Annotated in this window: 18 protein-coding genes; 7 read left to right on the forward strand and 11 right to left on the reverse strand. The window is 64.5% G+C overall.

Annotated elements, in window-relative coordinates; genetic code table 11:
• Positions 1-16 precede the first annotated feature (16 nt).
• Positions 17-727, forward strand: a complete 711-nt coding sequence (locus LG661_RS06145) for an AzlC family ABC transporter permease (protein WP_230530997.1) — start codon at positions 17-19, stop codon at positions 725-727.
• A complete protein-coding gene (locus LG661_RS06150) occupies positions 724-1023 on the forward strand; it encodes an AzlD family protein (protein ID WP_230530998.1) in 300 nt (99 codons plus the stop codon). Before LG661_RS06145 ends, LG661_RS06150 begins: the two co-directional genes overlap by 4 nt.
• Before the next feature lie 113 nt (positions 1024-1136).
• On the opposite strand, the gene LG661_RS06155 is transcribed toward LG661_RS06150, so the two are convergent.
• On the reverse strand, positions 1137-2957 hold the full coding sequence (locus LG661_RS06155) for an aminopeptidase P family protein (RefSeq protein ID WP_230530999.1): 1821 nt from the start codon (positions 2955-2957) through the stop codon (positions 1137-1139).
• 282 nt (positions 2958-3239) lie between these two features.
• Here LG661_RS06155 and LG661_RS06160 point away from each other — a divergent pair, with 282 nt between their 5' ends.
• Entirely contained in the window at positions 3240-3464 is a 225-nt protein-coding gene (locus LG661_RS06160) for a hypothetical protein (protein ID WP_230531000.1), read from the forward strand.
• Positions 3465-3600: 136 nt separating this feature from the next.
• Here the strand turns inward: LG661_RS06160 and LG661_RS06165 are convergent, their stop codons facing one another.
• Together LG661_RS06165 and LG661_RS06170 are read right to left on the reverse strand one after the other, a co-directional pair.
• Entirely contained in the window at positions 3601-4530 is a 930-nt protein-coding gene (locus LG661_RS06165; protein WP_230531001.1) for a 50S ribosomal protein L11 methyltransferase, read from the reverse strand.
• Between the two features lie 118 nt (positions 4531-4648).
• Complete coding sequence (locus LG661_RS06170; protein ID WP_230531002.1) at positions 4649-5920, reverse strand: SAM-dependent methyltransferase; 1272 nt, start codon at positions 5918-5920, stop codon at positions 4649-4651.
• A 201-nt stretch (positions 5921-6121) separates the two neighbouring features.
• On the opposite strand from LG661_RS06170, the gene LG661_RS06175 reads away from it, so the two are divergent.
• The gene (locus tag LG661_RS06175; protein ID WP_230531003.1) at positions 6122-7000 is read left to right on the forward strand and encodes a manganese catalase family protein; all 879 of its coding nucleotides are present in this window, start codon (positions 6122-6124) and stop codon (positions 6998-7000) included.
• A gap of 78 nt (positions 7001-7078) precedes the next feature.
• On the opposite strand, the gene LG661_RS06180 is transcribed toward LG661_RS06175, so the two are convergent.
• Positions 7079-9460: an ATP-dependent helicase gene (locus LG661_RS06180; RefSeq protein ID WP_230531004.1), complete on the reverse strand. Its 2382-nt coding sequence runs from the start codon at positions 9458-9460 to the stop codon at positions 7079-7081.
• Positions 9461-9596: 136 nt separating this feature from the next.
• On the opposite strand from LG661_RS06180, the gene LG661_RS06185 reads away from it, so the two are divergent.
• The gene (locus LG661_RS06185; protein ID WP_230531005.1) at positions 9597-9878 is read left to right on the forward strand and encodes a hypothetical protein; all 282 of its coding nucleotides are present in this window, start codon (positions 9597-9599) and stop codon (positions 9876-9878) included.
• Here LG661_RS06185 and LG661_RS06190 read toward each other — a convergent pair.
• Together LG661_RS06190 and LG661_RS06195 are read right to left on the reverse strand one after the other, a co-directional pair.
• The gene (locus LG661_RS06190) at positions 9875-10417 is read right to left on the reverse strand and encodes a thioesterase family protein (protein ID WP_230531006.1); all 543 of its coding nucleotides are present in this window, start codon (positions 10415-10417) and stop codon (positions 9875-9877) included. The genes LG661_RS06185 and LG661_RS06190 overlap by 4 nt on opposite strands.
• 16 nt (positions 10418-10433) lie before the next feature.
• The gene (locus LG661_RS06195; RefSeq protein WP_230531007.1) at positions 10434-10601 is read right to left on the reverse strand and encodes a hypothetical protein; all 168 of its coding nucleotides are present in this window, start codon (positions 10599-10601) and stop codon (positions 10434-10436) included.
• Between LG661_RS06195 and LG661_RS06200 the strand changes: the two genes are divergently transcribed.
• Both LG661_RS06200 and LG661_RS06205 read left to right on the forward strand, forming a co-directional pair.
• Positions 10600-12015, forward strand: coding sequence for an FAD-binding oxidoreductase (locus LG661_RS06200; RefSeq protein ID WP_230531008.1), 1416 nt, complete (start codon positions 10600-10602; stop codon positions 12013-12015). The genes LG661_RS06195 and LG661_RS06200 overlap by 2 nt on opposite strands.
• An 84-nt stretch (positions 12016-12099) precedes the next feature.
• Positions 12100-15654: an AsmA family protein gene (locus LG661_RS06205; RefSeq protein WP_230531009.1), complete on the forward strand. Its 3555-nt coding sequence runs from the start codon at positions 12100-12102 to the stop codon at positions 15652-15654.
• Positions 15655-15783: 129 nt separating this feature from the next.
• On the opposite strand, the gene LG661_RS06210 is transcribed toward LG661_RS06205, so the two are convergent.
• The 5 genes from LG661_RS06210 to fumC are packed head-to-tail and all read right to left on the reverse strand — an operon-like array spanning position 15784 to position 18766.
• Positions 15784-16023 (reverse strand): hypothetical protein, encoded by a 240-nt coding sequence (locus LG661_RS06210; protein WP_230531010.1) that lies wholly within the window; start codon positions 16021-16023, stop codon positions 15784-15786.
• On the reverse strand, positions 15995-16909 hold the full coding sequence (locus LG661_RS06215; protein WP_230531011.1) for an RHS repeat-associated core domain-containing protein: 915 nt from the start codon (positions 16907-16909) through the stop codon (positions 15995-15997). The genes LG661_RS06210 and LG661_RS06215 overlap by 29 nt, the downstream gene beginning before the upstream one ends.
• Before the next feature lie 47 nt (positions 16910-16956).
• The gene (locus LG661_RS06220) at positions 16957-17172 is read right to left on the reverse strand and encodes a ribbon-helix-helix domain-containing protein (protein ID WP_230531012.1); all 216 of its coding nucleotides are present in this window, start codon (positions 17170-17172) and stop codon (positions 16957-16959) included.
• Positions 17172-17357: a DUF4169 family protein gene (locus LG661_RS06225; RefSeq protein WP_230531013.1), complete on the reverse strand. Its 186-nt coding sequence runs from the start codon at positions 17355-17357 to the stop codon at positions 17172-17174. Before LG661_RS06225 ends, LG661_RS06220 begins: the two co-directional genes overlap by 1 nt.
• Positions 17358-17374: 17 nt before the next feature.
• On the reverse strand, positions 17375-18766 hold the full coding sequence (fumC, locus tag LG661_RS06230) for a class II fumarate hydratase (protein ID WP_230531014.1): 1392 nt from the start codon (positions 18764-18766) through the stop codon (positions 17375-17377).
• Between the last annotated feature and the right edge of the window lie 65 nt (positions 18767-18831).

Here is an 18831-nt window from a genome sequence, read left to right on the forward strand (position 1 = left end):
GGAAAGAGAAATGGCCATGGATCAAGTGAACCCCCTCGTCTCCACCTACCGCCGGGAAGCCCGGGCAGGCTTGCACGACATCGCGCCCGTCGCCGTCGCGGCCGTTCCCATCGGCCTGCTGTTCGGCGCGGTCGCGGCGGCGAAAGGGATGTCGCCCCTCGAGGTCGGGCTCATGTCGGCGCTGGTCTATGCGGGCGGCGCGCAATTCGCCGCCATCGAGACCTGGGTCCATCCGGCCCCCATCGTGGCGCTGGCCTTCGCGACCCTGCTCATCAATGTGCGTCACGTGCTGATGGGAGCCTCGCTCACGCCCAAGATGAAGCTGTCGCGGGCGCAGACCTTCCTCGCCTATTTCTTCCTCACGGACGAGGCCTGGGCGCTCTCGGAGCGCCGCGCCCTGGAGAGGCCCGTCACCGGGGCCTATTGGGCGGCCATGGGGCTGGTGCTGTGGGGAAACTGGACCCTGTCCTCGGCGCTGGGCGCCATTCTCGGCTCGTTTCTCGGCGACCCGGAGCGCATCGGTGCGGACTTCGCCTTCACGGCCCTGTTCATCGGGCTGATCGCCGGTTTCGGGAGAAGCCGCGTGACGCTCGTCACGGTCGCCGTCAGCGCGGCCGTCGCGGCGCTCGTCCACCATTTCATCGGCGCACCCTGGCACGTGGCGTCCGGAGCGCTCGCCGGCATCGCCGCCGCCTATTTCGCTGCCCCTGAGGAGGCGCGCTCATGAGCCTCGACATGACGACGCTGCTCGCCATCCTCGCCATGGCGGTCGTGACCTATCTCACGCGCATCGCAGGCCTGCTCGTGGCGGACCGCCTCGTGCTCGCGGGCCGGGCGAAAGCCGCCTTCGACGCCATTCCCCCGGCGGTCCTGGTGGCCGTGATCGCGCCGACCGCGCTCACCACCGGATGGGCGGAGGCCATCGCCGCCGCCATCACGGCATTCGCCGCCTTCCGGCTTCCGCTGCTCGGCACGGTCGCCATCGGCGTGGTCTCCGTCGTGGTGCTGCGGAACCTGATCTAGAGCATCGTGCGGAAAAGTGGATCCGGTTTTCCGCACACCAACGATGCTCTAGATCAGGAAGAAAGCATCGGATTGGATCCCAAAAGTGCAAATCCACTTTTGGGTCCGATGCTTTAGCCGATCGTCCGCGTCGCATTCTCCAGCCAGGCGCGCGTTTCCGCATCGAGGTTCGGGCCGATCTTCTCGCGCACGGCGGAATGGTAAGCGTTGAGCCAGGCGATCTCGTCGGCGGTCATGATGGCAGGCTCCACGAGGCGCAGGTCGATGGGCGTGAAGGTGAGCGTCTCGAAGCCCAACATCTCGCGGTCGCCGCCGGGGATCGTGCGCGGCTCCACCAGAATGAGATTCTCGATGCGGATGCCGTAGGCGCCCGGCTTGTAATAGCCCGGCTCGTTGGACAGCATCATGCCGATCTCGAGCGGCGTGTGGCCGGTTTTCGCTATGCGCTGCGGACCCTCGTGCACGGAGAGATAGCTGCCGATGCCGTGACCCGTGCCGTGATCGAAATCGAGGCCCGCGTCCCAGAGCGGCTTGCGGGCAAAGGAGTCGATCTGCGCGCCCGTCGTGCCTTTCGGGAAGACGGATTGTGCGATGGCGATATGGCCCTTCAGCACGCGGGTGAAGCGGTCCTGCATTTCCGGCGTCGGATCGCCCACGATGATCGTGCGGGTGATGTCCGTGGTGCCGTCCTCATACTGTGCGCCGGAATCGATCAGGAAGATCTGGTTGACTTCGATCCGCCGGTTGCTGGAGCTCGTCACCCGATAATGGGGCAGGGCGGCGTTGGGGCCCGCCCCCGAGATGCTCGGGAAGGAGATATTCTTGAGAGCGCCCGTCTCGACCCGAAAGGCCTCCAGCGCCTCGACCGCATCGATTTCCGTGAGGCTGCCTTTGGGCGCCTCCCGGTCGAGCCAGGCGAGGAAGCGCGCCACCGCCACGCCGTCACGCAGATGCGCCGTGCGCGAGCCGGCGATCTCCGCCTGATTCTTGACAGCCTTCATCAGGGCAATCGGGTCGGATCCCACGTCCGCCTTGCCGCCCGCAGCCTCGATGCGCCGGATCAGGGCGACGGCGCCGGTCGCGGAATCGATGCGGACCTTGCCGCCCCTGTGGCTGAGTTCGTCGAGGGCGGTCTGGAAGGCGCTGATCGGCTTGAACTCGGCGAGATCGCCGACTGCATCTCCGGCCTCGTTGGTCACCTTCGCGGGATCGAAGAAGAGGCTCGCGCGACCTTCCCGGGGAATGATCGCATAGCCCAGCGGCAGGGGGGTGTGTCCCACATCGCCGCCGCGCAGGTTGAAGGCCCAGGCGAGGTTGTGCGGATCAGAGATCACGAGGGCGTCGACCTTCGCCTCCGCCATTTTCCTGCGGATGCGCTCGAGTTTTGCGGGCGCGGCCTCGCCGGCATGGTCGAGGGCGTGTGGACGCACCGGAGCCTGCGGCGGGGCAGGGCGGTCGATCCAGATCACGTCGACCAGATTGATGTCGACGGGAGTAAGCTTGCCCCCTGCGCGGCCGACCGCCTGTTCCAGCCGCTTCAGGCTGTCGCTGGTGTGAAGCCACGGGTCATAGGCGAGAACGCCGCCCTCCGGCAGATGGGTGGCGATCCAGTCCTCCGGCGAGGTCTCGGCCAGCTGCACGGGTGTGACGACGGAGGTATCCACCTGCTCGGCCGCCTGCACCGTGTAGCGACCGTCAACCACCAGGGCTGCCTTGTTCTGGAGGATGATGGCGGTGCCGGCCGAGCCCGTGAAGCCGGTGAGCCAGGCCAGGCGCTCGGCGCTTTTCGGCACGTATTCTCCCTGGTGCTCGTCAGCCCGGGGCACGATGAAGCCATCGAAGCCGCGCCGGGTGAGCTCGGCCCGCAGCTTGGCAATGCGGGCCGGGCCCTGAGACGGGGAGGTCGTATCGTCGAAGAGTTGAAACTGGGCCATTCGTGAGAACACCGTCAGGATTGGGAGCGACACGCTAGGCCGGACCGCACGCGGCTGCAACTGCTGCAGGCCTGTGCGGAGTGCCTCCTACAGGGGCAGGCATGCCCACCGTCTATGCGCGGAGTGCCTAAAGATTAAAGCTCTATGCTTGTGCGCTGCAACAAGCGCATGGGTCTCATGCACGCGATACTCTGTCCATAAAGGTCAGGATCGCTTACCTTTCTCTCAACGATAAAGAGGAACGCTGAAGGGTCTCAACACCAACCTGTTGGAGATGAGCCCATGAATACAGCTGTTTTCACTTCCGCTTTCGCCGGCGAGACCCAGACCCCGTCCAAGCTTTCCGCCCTCGCGAAGAGCATCGTCGATGCACTCGTCGAGAGCCGCGCCAGAAGCGCCGCGCGTGAACTGCGCCGGCATGAGGCTTTCCTGAGCGATCTCGGCCGCAGGCAGGATCATTCGCCGCTGTTCTTGATCCAGGACAATGCCCTGCCGTTCAAGGTTTGAGACAACGTTCTCGCACACGACACCGAGTAGGAATCATGATCATCATTTCAGCCTTGAAAGTCGTCCGTGAAGTCTGGGTCGAGACCCTGAAGCTTCGCCGGGAACTCGCCAAGCGCTATCCGGGCGTTCTGGCCGACTAAGACGATAGGCTGCGGGGCAGCGGATGCGCGCCGCCCCGCTTCAGGACGAGAGCGGCCCAGCCTTCGAGGTCGTAGCGACGCTCCAGGAAAAAACCCTGGAGCGCATAGGCTGACAGAACCCCCGCCACATCATGGGCTAGAAGGCCCGAGAGGATGAGCGTTCCGTCCCGGCTTGCCACGCTCGCGAGCGACGGCGCCAGCATCCGCAGGGGCTTCGCCAGAATATTCGCGAAGACGAGATCGAAATAGCCGGGACGATCCGCCATTTCATGACGAATACCGGGGCCAGTATAGAGCTTCACCCAGGGCCCGATCCCGTTCAGCCGCGCATTCTCCCGCGCCACGCGCACGGCCTCAGGGTCGATATCACCCGCGACCACCGGCTGCTTCAACACCTTGGCCGCTGCAAAGGCCAAGATGCCCGTTCCCGTGCCGACATCGAGCACATGGCGGGGCTTGCGCATCTTCAGTTCGTCCACAAAGGCGAGAAGGCAACCCAGCGTCGTTCCATGATGCCCCGTCCCGAAGGCAAGGCCTGCCTCGATCTCAATGGCGATGTCGTTGGAGCGGCGCTCGTCGCGGTCATGGGAGCCATGCACAAGGATGCGTCCGGCGCGGACGGGCTTGAGACCCTCGAGCGATGCCTTCACCCAGTCTTTCTGCTCCAAAGGCAGGAAGATGCCCTTGTCGGCCTCTTCCCCCACGACCGGGCGCAGCAGATCCCGGATCGCCGCCTCGTCCGGATCGCGGGCGAAATAGGCCTCCAGCAGCCAGGGACCGTCCTCCTCCGTCTCGAAGGCGGCGACGGCCGTCTCGGCCGGATCGAAAATCTCGCCGATCAGGTCGGTCATCGCGCGCGCAGAGCGCTCGTCCGTTGTGATCCGGAAGACATGGGTGGGGCGGTTGGGGTGCAGACCTTCAAGCATGGCACCCGCCTTATCACCCCTCGGGCCGGAGGTCACCTGCTCTGATCGGCCGCTCCGGGTCCCAAGAGGAGCCGCCCGGCTTCGCGTCCGTCGCGGCAATGTCCGAAGGGGCCCTGCCTCACGCTGGCGTCAGTTCCCTTGCTCCGTCGAGCACCTTCAGCCGCTCGGCTTCCTTTTCCTTGTAGTCCCGCTGCAAGTCGGTGACGTAGTCGCGCACGATGGGCGCGGCATCACGCTTGCGGGCGAGCTGCATGTGGAAGACCAGCTGGCTGCCGGTCGTGAACATCGTCTCTGCGCTGATGAGATAGAACTCGAACATCCGGCAGAACCGCTCGTCGTACATGGCGGCGATCTTCTCCCGGTTGGCTTCGAAGCGCCGGTGCCAGTGGTTGAGCGTCTTGGCATAGTGCAGGCGCAGGAATTCGAGATCAGTCACCCACAGGCTGTTCTGCTCGACGACCGGGAAAACCTCCGACAGGGCAGGGGAATAGGCGCCGGGGAAGATGTACTTTCGCAGCCACGGACTTGCCGTGCCGGGCGGGCTCATCTTGCCGATGGAGTGCAGGACCATCAGACCGTCGTCATCGAGCAGCGCATTAATCTTGGCGAAGAACTCGCCGTAATGGTGCACGCCCACATGCTCGAACATGCCGACCGAAACGATGCGGTCGAAGCGCTTGTCCACCTTGCGGTAATCGAGCAGCTCGAAGCGCACGCGATGGGAGAGACCCGCGCGCCGCGCCTTCTCGTTCGAGAGTTCGTACTGCGCCTTGGAGAGCGTCACGCCGGTGACGTCCACCTCCTCCATGGCTGCAAGATAAAGCGCGAGATCACCCCAGCCGCTGCCGATATCGAGGATCCTCAGTCCGGGCCTGAGCTGGAGCTTCGATGCGAGGAGTCGAAGCTTGTTCTGCTGCGCCTCTTCCAGAGTGTCATTGTCGTTGATGAAGTAGGCGCAGGAATACTGCATGCCCTTGTCGAGTAAGAGCTTGTAGAAGTCGTTGCCGAGATCGTAGTGGTGCGCCACGTTCTGTTGCGCCTTGCCAACCGGGTTCGTCTGCTGAAAGCGCTTCACGCCGCGCGAAATGCGCTTGAGCACGTTTTGAAGCGGATAATTGGCGAGAGTCGAGCGGTTCATCGAGAATAGGTTCAGGAAATCCCGCAAGGTGGAGCCATCCTCGAAGCTCATGCGCCCGTCCATGTAGGCCTCGCCTGCATGGAGCTCCGGGTTGAGGAAGAGCTTGTGATAGAGCGAGCGGTCCGTCAGCCGCATCGTGACGCTTGGGCCAGGTTTCTCCCCACCGAAGACATGCACCCCGCCATCGGCATCAATGACCTTCAACGTGCCGGCTCGAACGAAGGATTTCAGCATATGTGACAAGGGGAACATGGAGAGCCTCGCTGATGCCTTGGAACGGGGCGGGATCGTTCCACAGTTGCAAGCATGTGGCTAGAGGTAATCACAGTTCAGAATGGGTCTAAAATACAGGAATTCATATCCAAAACGGGAACAAGGTCGATTCGCTCAGGTTGTGAACGAGACTCTTGCGGGGCTGGGAGTCTCGCTTTCCACACATCACAGGAGCAGCCGATGTTCTTTCGTCAGCGACACTTGCAGTACCACGCCAAGCCAGAGAAGCCGGATCCGATCTTCGCCAAGCAGCTCCAGGAGGTGCTTGGCGGCCAGTGGGGCGAGATGAGCGTCATGATGACCTATCTCTTCCAGGGCTGGAACTGCCGTGGGCCCGAGAAGTACAAGGACATGATCATGGACATCGGCACCGAGGAGATCGGCCATGTCGAGATGCTTGCGACCATGATCGCCCGACTGCTCGAGACCTCGCCGGTGGAGCAGCAGGAGGACATGGCCAAGAACTCCGTCGTCGGCGCTGTGATGAGCGGGGCGCGGGTCGAGGACGCCATCGTCGCCGGGATGAACCCGCAGCACTTCATCGTTTCCGGCTCCGGCTCGCGGCCGACCGACAGCGTGGGCAATTACTGGACAGCCGGCTTCACCATCGCAAGCGGCAATCTGCTAGCCGATTTCCGCTTCAACGTAACCGCCGAGAGCCAGGGCCGCCTCCAGGTCTGCCGCCTCTACAACATGACCCAGGATCCCGGCGTTCGCGACATGCTGTCGTTCCTGATAGCCCGCGATACGATGCATCAGAACCAGTGGCTCGCCGCCATCAAGGAACTGGAGGAGGACGGGCTCGAAATGACGCCGGTACCGTCCAACTTCCCGCAGGAGCGCGAATTCTCCGAGGCCGCCTATCAGTTCATGAATTTCTCGGAAGGCACGGAAAGCGCCAAGGGACGCTGGGCCAACGGTCCGTCGCCAGACGGTAAAGCCACGCTCTCCTATGTGGACACGCCGAAGCACTCCACCGACGACGGTTCGCTCAGCCCGGTCGATCCCCGTGGCTACGGCACGCCGCCGATGCCGGTCCCGCCAATGGCTGCGAAATAACTGATACTCTCGTCATGGCCGGGCTCGTCCCGGCCATCTTCTTTCGGCGAACCGCATCCACGTCGCCGAAGAGACGCGCTAGCCCATCTGCTCCACAAAGCTGTCCAGCACCATCTTGCGTCCGGCCTTGTCGAACTCGACGGTGAGCTTGTTGCCGTCCACCGCCTCGATGGTGCCAGGGCCGAACTTAGTGTGCAGGACGCGCCCGCCGACAGCAAAGCCGGAGCCCCCTGTGGATTTGGCGACCAGTTCGCCCTCGATCAGCATCGGCCCGCCGCGCCGGTCGCTTGGTCTGCGGGCGGAATAGCCGCCGTCATTGGTGCCGGCGCGGTGTGCCTGTGCGCGCTGCCAGCCAGGGGTCTGGTAGGACGAGCCGCTGAAGGGCTGCATCCGGTCGAAGCGCGAGCCCCCTCCATACCCGCCGCCATAGGAGAAGTTCGCGGGGGCCTCGACCACCTCGACATTCGCTTCCGGCAGATCATCGATGAAACGGCTCGGCACGGTGGAATTCCAGAGGCCGTGGATGCGCCGGTTGGAGGCGAAATAGATCTTCGCCCGGCGTCTCGCGCGGGTCAGGCCCACATGGGCGAGGCGGCGCTCTTCTTCCAGGCCCGCGCGGCCGCTCTCGTCGAGGGCGCGCTGGTTGGGAAACAGGCCTTCCTCCCAGCCGGGCAGGAACACAGTATCGAACTCCAGTCCTTTGGCAGCGTGGAGCGTCATCAGGCTCACGCGCTCGGCGGTGTCGGACTCGTTGGCTTCCATCACGAGCGAAACATGCTCGAGGAAGCTCTGGAGGTCCGGGAATTCCTCCATGGAGCGCACGAGTTCCTTGAGATTCTCGAGCCGCCCCGCCGCATCCGCGGATTTGTCCTTCTGCCACATATCCGTGTAGCCGGATTCCTCCAGCACCGTCTGGGCGACCTCCGATTGCGACATGGTCTCGGAGAGTTTCGCCCAGCGCCCGAAGGAAATGAGGAGATCGCGCAAGGTCGTGCGGGGCTTGGGTTTCAGCTCGTCGGTCTCGACGATGAAGCGGGCCGCTTCCACGAGCGGAACTCGGGCTGCGCGGGCATGATTGTGCAGCACCTGGATCGTGGCATCGCCCAATCCGCGCTTCGGCACGTTCACGATGCGCTCGAAGGCGAGATCGTCCGCCGGCTGATTGACGACGCGAAGATAGGCCAGGGCATCGCGGATTTCCGCCCGCTCGTAAAAGCGTGGGCCGCCGATGACGCGGTAGGGCACGCCCAGCGTCACCAGCCGGTCTTCGATCTCGCGCATCTGGGCGGAGATGCGGACCAGGATCGCGATCTCGGAGAGGGAGTGCTTCTTGGCATGGAGCGCCTCGATCTCCTCGCCGATGAGGCGGGCCTCGTCCTCGGAATCCCAGGCGCCGGTGATCGTCACCTTCTCACCCGGCTCGTCCTCCGTGCGCAGAGTCTTGCCGAGGCGGCCCTGGTTCTTGGAGATGAGGACAGCGGCTGCGGAAAGGATGTGGCCGGTGGAGCGGTAATTGCGCTCCAGGCGGATCACCGTCGCGCCGGGAAAGTCGTGATCGAAGCGCAGGATGTTATCGACCTCCGCCCCGCGCCAGCCATAGATCGACTGGTCGTCGTCGCCGACGCAGCACAGGTTCTTGCGCGCCTGGGCGAGGAGCCTGAGCCAGAGATACTGGGCGACGTTGGTGTCCTGGTACTCATCCACGAGCATGTAGCGGAAGCGGTTCTGGTACTGCTCCAGGATATCGGGATGCTCGCGCCACAGGCGCAGGCATTCGAGAAGGAGGTCGCCGAAATCGACGGCGTTCAGGACCTTCAAGCGATCCTGATAGGCCCGGTAGAGCCGTCCGCCTTTTCCAGCGGCGAAGGCGCCGGCCTCGCCGGCCGGGATCTGGTCGGGCCCAAGACCACGGTTCTTCCAGCCGTCGATGAGGGAGGCGAGCTGGCGCGCCGGCCAGCGCTTCTCGTCGATCCCTTCGGCCTCAATCACCTGCTTCATCAGACGCAGCTGGTCGTCCGTGCCGAGGATCGTGAAGTCGGCGCGCAGCCCCACCAACTCCGCGTGGCGACGCAGGATCTTGGTGCCGATGGAGTGAAAGGTGCCGAGCCACTGCATCCCCTCGGCCACGGGGCCGATCACGGCGGTGATGCGCTCGCGCATCTCCCGGGCCGCCTTGTTGGTGAAGGTCACGGCCAGGATCTCGAAGGGGCGAGCCTTGCCGGTAGCGATCAGGTGGGCAATGCGGGTCGTCAGAACGCGAGTCTTGCCTGTTCCCGCACCGGCCAGCACGAGAACGGGGCCTTCCGTTGCCTCCACGGCGGCGCGCTGCTCCGGATTCAGGCCCGAAAGGTAAGGCGATTGCGGCGCCACCGCCGCGCGGGCGCGGGCGCTCAGGGAGCCTGCCGAAGGCTCATGCGAGAGGTCGTCCCGGCGGTTAGATCTGTGATCAGGCTGATTCATCGGCGCGACCATGGATCAAAAGGCGAACGGCGTCGAGCCCGGAATGCCTGTCGATCCTGCCGCAGGCTCGGATTTCATTGTGAACCCAGGCCCCGATCCCCATGTCTTTTCAAGCAATCCGAAAGAGGCAATTCCCATGCGCTGGTTGATGATGGGCGCCGTAACATTGAGCTTTGCATTCCCTTTGGCACTGCCTGCCGAGGCCCAGACACGCCTTCCGCGGACCAGCCCTGCCGAGCGGCAGGTTCAGGACATCAACAGGAGCCTGCGGCAGGAGCAGCGTCAGCTCAGGCTGGAACAGCAGATCCAGATCGACAGGAATCAGCTTCAGCGGCAGATCGACCGGCAGAGGCTGTTCTCCAACCCGACGCCTCCGGCGCGGATCGGCACCTGTCCTCCGGGTTCCGTAGCCTGTTAGTGGCGGGTGCCTGACGCTAGGAGGGCTTCGCGAGCTTCTTTCCTGGCCGGGATGCCCATGATCCGCCCGAGCGCCTGAGGCCGGGGAAGGCGGGAATGGGCCGCCTTCATGACGGCGAGGTTCGCGGCAATGTCGTCCGGGAAGGGCGAGACCTTGCGGGCTTCCATGTCCATGTGGAGCGACAGGCCTTCCATGGTCGCAGCCACCCAGCCTTCGGCCGCATGGCGGATTTCCATGTAGAAGTGGAGGCGCTTCTCGTCGAAATCGATGAGCTGAAGCGTGACGCGCACGGTGTCGTTTATCTTCAGTTCGCGCCGGTAGAGGGTGTGGACCTCCGCGGCGAAATAGGAGGCCTTGCGCTCCTCAAGGTAATCCTGGCCGAGGCCGACAAGGTTGAAGCCTTCCTCCACGGCCCGGTCGAAGAGCACATGATAGTAGGCCATGTTCATGTGGCCGTTATAATCGATCCATGCGGGCTCGACCCTCATCGTCGAAGAGACGAAGGGAGCGAAAAAGAAAATGGGAGCCCGCTTCTTCATGGTTCAGAGTTCGTCCTCAGAGCCGGTCATATTGCTCTCCCAGCCCAGCAAGAGCAGGAATGTTAGCACATTCCCCTTTGTTGCGCATGAGAATATTGCCGCCTTCGTCATCCAGAGTGTTGCTTTGCCGAAGGTTTTGGTAGCTATGGCTAACAAGCATTCCAAACGGACCTGAAGCCTCCATGAACGCTCCTCACGCCCCTGTCCGCCCGAAGGCCACGGAAGCCGCCATCGCCGCCCTGACGTCCGAGCTCACCGGGCGTTACGGAGACCGGGTTTCGACCTCCGGAGCCGTGCGCGAGCAGCATGGGCACTCCCTGACCTGGACCAAGAATCAGCCGCCGGACATCGTGGTCTATCCCCGGACGACGGAGGAGGTGGCCGATATCGTCAAGCTTTGCGCCGCCCATGAGGTGCCGGTCATCCCCTTCGGAACCGGCACTTCTCTGGAAGGTCATGTCAATGCGCCCTACGGCGGGGCTTCCATCGACCTGAGCCTGATGAAGCGCATCATCGCCGTCCATGACGAGGACCTCGATTGCGTGGTGGAGGCCGGCGTGACCCGCAAGGAGTTGAACGAGCACCTGCGGGACAAGGGCCTATTCTTCCCCATCGATCCGGGCGCAGATGCATCCATCGGCGGCATGGTGGCTACGCGCGCCTCCGGTACCAATGCCGTCCGCTACGGGACGATGAAGGACGTCGTGCTGGCGTTGACCGTGGTTCTCCCCAACGGCGAGATCGTGAAGACCGCAAGCCGCGCTAAGAAGAGCTCGGCTGGCTATGATCTCACCCACCTCATGATCGGCTCGGAGGGGACGCTCGGCATCGTGACCGAGATCACGCTCAAGCTGCACGGGATTCCAGAGGCGATCTCAGCCGGCATCTGCCCGTTCCCGTCCGTGAAGGCGGCCTGCGATGCGGTGATCATGACGATCCAGTCAGGGATTCCGGTGGCGCGTATCGAGCTGCTCGACGAATTGCAGGTGAGGGCAGTCAACACCCACTCGAAACTGACCCTGCCGGAAAGCCCCTTGCTGCTGCTCGAATTCCACGGCAGCGAGGCGGGCGTGCAGGAGCAGGCGGAACGTTTCGGTGACATCGCGGCCGAGTTCCGCGGCGGGCCGTTCGAATGGGCCACGAAGCCGGAGGAGCGCTCCCGTCTCTGGCAGGCCCGGCACGATGCTTATTGGGCGGCGCGGGGCCTGCGGCCCGGGGCGCAATCGGTGGCCACCGATGTATGCGTCCCCATCTCCCGCCTTGCGGAATGCGTGGACGAGACGAAGAGGGACATCCTGGAAAACGGCCTGATCGCCCCCATCGTCGGCCATGTGGGCGACGGCAACTTCCATGTTCAACCACTTGTGAACATGGATGATCCGGCGGAGGTCGCAGCCTGTGAGGCCTTTGTCGACAGGCTCGTGCGGCGGGCGCTCGCCATGGAGGGCACCTGCACCGGCGAGCACGGTGTCGGCCAGAAGAAGATGAAGTACCTCGAGATCGAGCATGGGCCGGCGGCGCTCGGGCTCATGCGAGCCTTGAAACAGGCCGTCGACCCCCTCAACATCATGAATCCGGGCAAGATCGTTGCGCTTTGACGGTGGAAGGACAATTTGCTGCGCTCCCGCTGTTGCGACTGATAGGGTAAGGGACCTGCGGGAAAACGGAGAAAAGGCAGCCACTTGCGCGATATCCTGACGATCATCGCATCCATTGTGATCCTGGTCCTGGCGATTGCGGTCGCTGCGCCGCCTCTCATCGAGTGGGAGGCTCATCGCGACACGATCGACGGGATGATCTCGCGCGCCACCGGCACGCAGGCGCGGACCGAAGGCAACATCGACATCCGGCTGCTCCCCTCGCCGAGGCTGCGCCTCGAGAAGCTTTACCTCGGAGGCGAGGGGCAGAATTCGCCCAGGCTTGCTGCCGATCTCGTCTGGACCGAAGCCGAGCTGATGCCGCTTCTCCAGGGCGATATCCGCTTCACGGAAACCCGGATCGGGCGGGCCGACATCCGTATTCCGCTTTCCGGTGACGGATCCTGGAAGTTGCCGCCGGATCTTCTGTCAGGCAATGGCGCAGGCCGCCGGTGGGCCGTGGACAATCTCACCGTCGCGCACCTGCTCCTGACGACCCAGATGCCGAGCACCGGCCGCACCGACCAGTTCTACGGGGAGGGCGTGCACATCGAAGGCCAGAAGCTGACCGGCCCCTGGCGCGTCGAGGGCACCACGAACGGCGTCCCGTTCCGGCTGGTCACGGGTGAGCTGGGAGAGGATGGAACCGTCCAGCTCAAGCTCGCAGGCGGCGGGGACATCTATCCGCGCTTCGATCTCGACGCCCGGCTCGCATTGGATGAGGGCAACGGGACCATGACTCCGAACATCGCCGGCAAGGCCAAGGTGCTGTTCGGGCCGCCGGCGCAGGTGGCCGCCGCCGGCATCCCGATCCCCATCTCCGTGGAAACGGAATTCAAGACCAGGGCCGGCGCCGTCGAACTCGGTCCCGTCGCCGTCGAGGCCGGGGAGGGCGGCGCGAGCCTGCGGTTGACGGGGGAGGGCAGCATCCGCCTCGACGATCCCCGCATCTCACTGAAGCTGGAAGGGCGGCGGCTCGACGCGGACAGCTTCATCCTGTCCTCGGAGGGTAAGGATTTCGCAAGCCGCCTCCAGGAATGGTCGCTCCCGCCGATTACGGTCCCCATCGACCTCAACCTCAAGCTCGACAGCATCGGCCTAGCCCAGGACGACCTCACCAACGCCAATCTGCGCGTCTCCCTGGAGAAGGGCGAGGCGCGGCTGGATCGTCTCGAATTTATGGCGCCCGGCGAGACACGCGTCGCCCTGGAGGGCCAGTTCGGCCTGACGACGAAAGGCGGCATCAACGGCAAGGTGGCGGTGGCGTCCAATGCCTCCGACCGGCTGGCGCGCTATCTCAGCCGCCTGCGCATCAACTCGCCATTCCTGAAGGTGCTCGACGGACGCACCGTCGAAGCCTCCTCCGACATCGCCTTCTCCAACCCGGTCCTGTCCTTCAACCGCATGCGCCTGAAGATCGGCGATGCGGTGACGACAGGCAATGTGCGCTACACTGCGCCGGAAGGGACGGAGCGCGGCAAGCTGCAGGCACAGGTCGCCATCCAGAACCTGAACCTCGAGCAGTTGCCCCAGGTCTCCAGCGTCTTCGAGGCGACCGAGAACCTGGATGTGGGCTTCATCCTCGATGCCCGCGGCGTCAGCGCCGGCAAGGGCGCCGGGGCTGGGCGCATTTCGGCCCGCATTCTCTCCGACGGCCCGGCCCTGCTAGTGGAGCGGCTCGAGGTCTCCGACCTTGCGGGAGCCAATGCCAATGTGAGCGGGCGCATCGCCCCCGACGGTTCGGGGCGGATCGCCGGCAAGGTGACGGCAAAGCGCGCGGCTCCCCTGGTCGATCTCATGGGAAGCGTCTGGATCGGCGGCATCTCCAAGCTCGTGCCTTACTTCGTCCGCGAGGGATCTCTCGATCTCGACGTGGTGACGGAGCGGATCGCGCCCGCTCCGAACTCCTCCGAGTTGCGCCTGCGGACAACGGCGAAGGGAACGGCGGCTGGCGGCACCTTCGAGGGGCAGGTCGATTCCGTCGATGGGCGCACGGAGAACCTCAACGTCACCCTCGCGACCGACAACACGGGCAAATGGGTCGACCGGGCCAATGTGGCCGGCCTCAAGCGCCCGTCCCGGATCGACCTTCGCGGGACGCGGATCGGCTCGGGCCTGTTCAGCGTCACCGTCGCCGGCGAGGTCGCCGGGGCGATGGTGACGACCAACCGGCCCTTCACCCTGAGCGCGAATGACGACGTGGTGGACAGCGGCGAAGCGGAAATTGCGGCGCTCGACATCACGCCGTTCCTGCTCCTGCTGGGCGACGGAGCCGGCGTCAACCCGCCGGTGCCGGTGAAGGCGCGGGTCACCCTCGGCCGCGAGAGGGACGCGACCCTTCTCAACATCACGGGTCAGGTCGACGGCAGCGATATACAGGCGCGCCTGGCCGCCCGCTCCCGCTCGGACATCAGCGGCGAGATTTCCCTCGAACGTCTTTCGATGCCGTGGCTCGTCGGTGCGCTCGCCCTCAACGTGCCGGGGGATCCGAACGCGAATGCAACCTGGTCAACGGCCAAGTTCGGCCAGACGGGGCGGCTCGTGCGCGGCGGACGGGTGGACTTCAAGGTCGGTGCGCTCGATCTCGGCCGAGGCCTTCAGGCGAGCCGGGCGGGCTTCACCGTCGAGGCGCAGCCGGACGGCATCGCGATCCGCGACCTCGATGCGGTCATTGGCGGCGGCGCCGTCACCGGAACCACGACGATCACCCGGCAGGGCGGTCTCGCCACCATCGTCGGTGAGGGCGCCATCAGGGACGTCCCTCTCTGGGCGCTCATCGGAGCCACGCCTTTCGAGGCGACCGTTTCCGGCAACCTGAAATTCGGCTCTGCGGCTGAGACCCTGTCCGGGCTCGTCTCCAATCTCGGAGGGGCGGGGGAGTGGCGCATCACGAACCTTCGCATCCCGGGCGCCGATCCGTCGGCTTTCGACAGGTCGTTGAAACAGGCGCTTGCCGAGGAGGAGCCGCTCGTCCAGGGCAAGGCCGAGAAGATCCTCGGCACGGAGCTTGCGCGCGCGCCCCTGACGGACCCGTCCGTGACCACGTCGGCGGCCATCGTCAACGGCGTGCTGCGGTTGTCGCCCTTCACGGTCGAGAGCGGTCCCGTCACGTGGCAGGGAGCCGTCACCTACGACCTCAAGAAGCTGGAGCTCGATGCACGCGGGGCCCTGACCGCCAAGACCGCGCCTGCCGCCTGGAGCGGGGCGCCGCCCTCCATCGGCCTGAACTTGCACGGCACCCTTGCATCCCCGACGCGGGAGATCGATGCCAGCCCATTCCGTAACGGACTGGCGGCCATCGTGCTCAAGCGGGAACTGGACAAGATCGAGGCTCTGGAAAAGGCGGCCGCCGAGCGTCAGCGCCAGATCCAGGCGCAGCAGGAGGCGGAGCGCCAGCGCAGGGCCGCCGCCGAAGAGGCGGCCCGTCAGGTCAAGGCGCGGGAAGAGGCGGAACGCACCCGTCGGGAGGCGGAGAGGCTCAGGCAGCAGCAGAACGACGCCATTCCGACCCCGGAGCCCTCGCCGATCTCGCTGCCGCCATTGGGAGCGCCCATCGAGCTGACCCCGCCGCCGCTGATCCATGGTGGATCCAACCGTTAGCGGATCTCCCGGCTGCAGCCGGATGTCGGGATGCGGGTAGAGCGTCCACAGCCCCCGCTCCGGGAAGCCCGCCGGGCCGGGCACCCGCATCGTAGGTGATCGCCCTAGAGATGTGCCGTACCAGCTTATTCAGGCACGGCTAGCAACAGGAAACTCACCGCTTTGTCCAATATGTTTCCGCACCTTAACGACATCACCCGGCTGGAACTCCCAGGTCTCACCGGGTGGCACGCACTCTTCAAGAATACAGTACTTATCTGTAGTGATCTGTTCAGCTCTTACAGGCCGCCATACATCAGTTCCTTCGCCGATAAGGCGAACATATATAGTGATCTCATTTTTAATATCTGAACCCTTGCCCGCCGACATGAATGATCTCCTTTGTAACCTCATCGCGAACAATCGACTTGCCCGATACCGGGTGCTCGTACCTAGTTGCTGGATTATTAGGGTTAATATTATTTGGCGCAGAATACTGCCGCCCGTCCCTTATTGCTTCCGTAATCTGCTCATTAGTCCAGCCCCGTGCATTCATTCGGTTAGACCACTGCTTCTCAGTATGGTTCTTACCTAGTGACCACTCTGTTTCCGTTTTTCTTGGATTTTTCGGGTCAGGATCATCCGGCGTTCCCTTTGTATCGGCCGGGTTAGAAGTCCCTTTGCCTGCCTTCTCACTACCTCCTGCTTTCTCGTTGTTCAGCGTCTTTCCAGGTTGAGGCGTATCACCGGACAGACCACCGACAATGCCGCCGAGTATCGCTCCGCCGACTCCACCTGCCGAGCCAACGCCCGCACCGATGCCCACACCTCCCAGCACAGCACCCGCTCCCGCGACCTGCACTTCCCCTCGCGCCCGGGCTGCCTCAAAGTCGCGGGTCGCATCGTAAGCGCTCTCGCCCGCATAGGTGCTGGTCATGCCTCCTGTGCCATCGGCGGAGTGCCCACTCGGATCCCTCTTGTTGACCGGATCGTTGAGGCTGTAGGCGTAGCGGTTGGTGCCCACCCCCGGCAGGGTCGGGTCGAGGCTGTCGGGCGACAGAAAGCGGCCCCGCACCGGGTCGTAGACCCGCGCGTTCAGGTACACCAGCCCCAGCTCGCCGTCCTCGCGCTCGCCGATATAGCCGTGCGTGTCGAGCGCCTCCGAGCCCTTCAGCACCCGCTTCTCGCCATAGGCCCGGTGCACCACCTCCGACAGCACCGCTCCGCCCTCGGCCTTCGTCAGACGCCGCACCGAGGACAGGTGGTCCCGGTGCACCAGCGCGTCCTGCCCGCCGATCCCCGGCTGCAGCCGGATGTCGGTTTCTAACGACCTCGAAACCTCGTCAGGACGAAGACCCTAATGGCGGAGGAGAGGTTCTGCTCGCCCCGTTCGGCGTCGATGCGCCCGATGAGGGCCTGGATTGAGAGGGTTTCCTGGGCTGCGATCTCCCGCAGGGCCTCCCAGAACGGCTCTTCGAGGGAAATGCTCGTCCGGTGCCCGGCAATCGAGACGGAGCGCTTGACGATGCCTGCACCCATCAGGGCGTCTCGTCATCGCGCTTGTGGGAGTCGAGCCGGCGTCCCGCCATCTCCCGTTCGGCTTTCGTTTGGTCCTTCTCCGCCTTGGTGCGGCCGAAGGCGATGCGGTTCTGTTCGGCGCGGGCCTCCTTGTCGGCCCGCGCCTTGTTCTTGCGCGCCTGGCGCAGATTGATGATCTCAGCCATGGCGCATCCTTACCCAATCAGCCCGGCGAGAGCATGGTCTCGGGGCGGACGACCGCGTCGAAGTCCTCGGCCGAAACGCCGGCCTTGAGGGCTTCTTCCTTCAGCGTCGTGCCGTTCTTGTGCGCCGACTTCGCGATGGCCGCCGCCTTGTCGTAGCCGATGGTCGGGGCGAGCGCCGTGACGAGCATGAGCGAACGCTCCATCAACTCCTTGAGACGATCCTTGTTCGGCTCGATGCCGACGACGCAGTTGTCGGTGAAGCTGATGGCGCCGTCCGCGAGTAGGCGGATCGACTGCAGCACCGCATTCACGATCACCGGCTTGAACACGTTGAGCTCGAAATGGCCCTGGCTGCCGGCGAAGGTCACGGTGGTCTGGTTGCCCGCCACCTGGCAGCACAGCATCGTCATGGCCTCGGCCTGGGTCGGGTTGACCTTGCCGGGCATGATGGAAGAGCCGGGCTCGTTCTCCGGCAGCGAAATCTCGCCGATGCCCGAACGGGGGCCGGAGCCCATGAGACGGATATCGTTGGCGATCTTGAACAGGCCGGCGGCGAGGCTCGCCAAGGCGCCATGGGTGTAGACGAGCGCATCGTTGGAGGCGAGCGCCTCGAACTTGTTGGTGGCCGAGGTGAAGGGCAGGGCGGTCAGCTCCACCACTTTTACGGCAAAGCGGTCCGCAAATTCCGGATGGGCGTTGAGGCCCGTGCCGACGGCGGTGCCGCCCTGGGCCAGGGCATAGATGCCGGGCAGGGTCTGCTCGATGCGGGCGATGCCGAGCTGCACCTGAGTGGCATAGCCCGAGAATTCCTGGCCGAGCGTCACCGGGGTGGCGTCCTGCAGGTGCGTGCGGCCGATCTTCACGAGGTCCTTGAAGGCTTCCGACTTCTCGTTCAGGGCCCTCAGCAGGTGCTTCAGGGCCGGGAGCAGCCGGTCATTGATCTCGCGCGCCACCGCGATGTGCATGGCGGTGGGGAACGAGTCGTTGGACGACTGGCCCATATTGACGTGGTCGTTGGGATGAACCGGCTTCTTGCTGCCGCGCTTGCCGCCGAGGCGCTCGATGGCGAGGTTCGAGAGCACCTCGTTCATGTTCATGTTGGACTGGGTGCCCGAACCCGTCTGGTAGACCACGAGGGGGAACTCGTCGTCATGCTTGCCCTGCACCACGTCGGCGGCGGCGGCCGCGATAGCATCGGCCAGGCGCGGCTCGAGCTTGCCGAGGTCCTTGTTCACAAGCGCCGCCGCCTGCTTCACGATGGCCAGCGCATGGACGAGGGGGAGCGGCATCCGATCGGTGCCAATGCGGAAGTTCTGGATCGAACGCTGCGTCTGGGCGCCCCAGAGCTTGTCGGCGGGAACTTCGATGGGGCCGAAGGTATCTGTTTCGGTGCGGGTTGAGGGCGACATCCTGACCTCTTTCGATGGAGTTGCGTGTTCTTATCTCAAAGTTTCGCGCCCGCAACAGCGAAGGC

The organism is Microvirga roseola, assembly GCF_020866965.1.
GTDB lineage: Bacteria > Pseudomonadota > Alphaproteobacteria > Rhizobiales > Beijerinckiaceae > Microvirga > Microvirga roseola.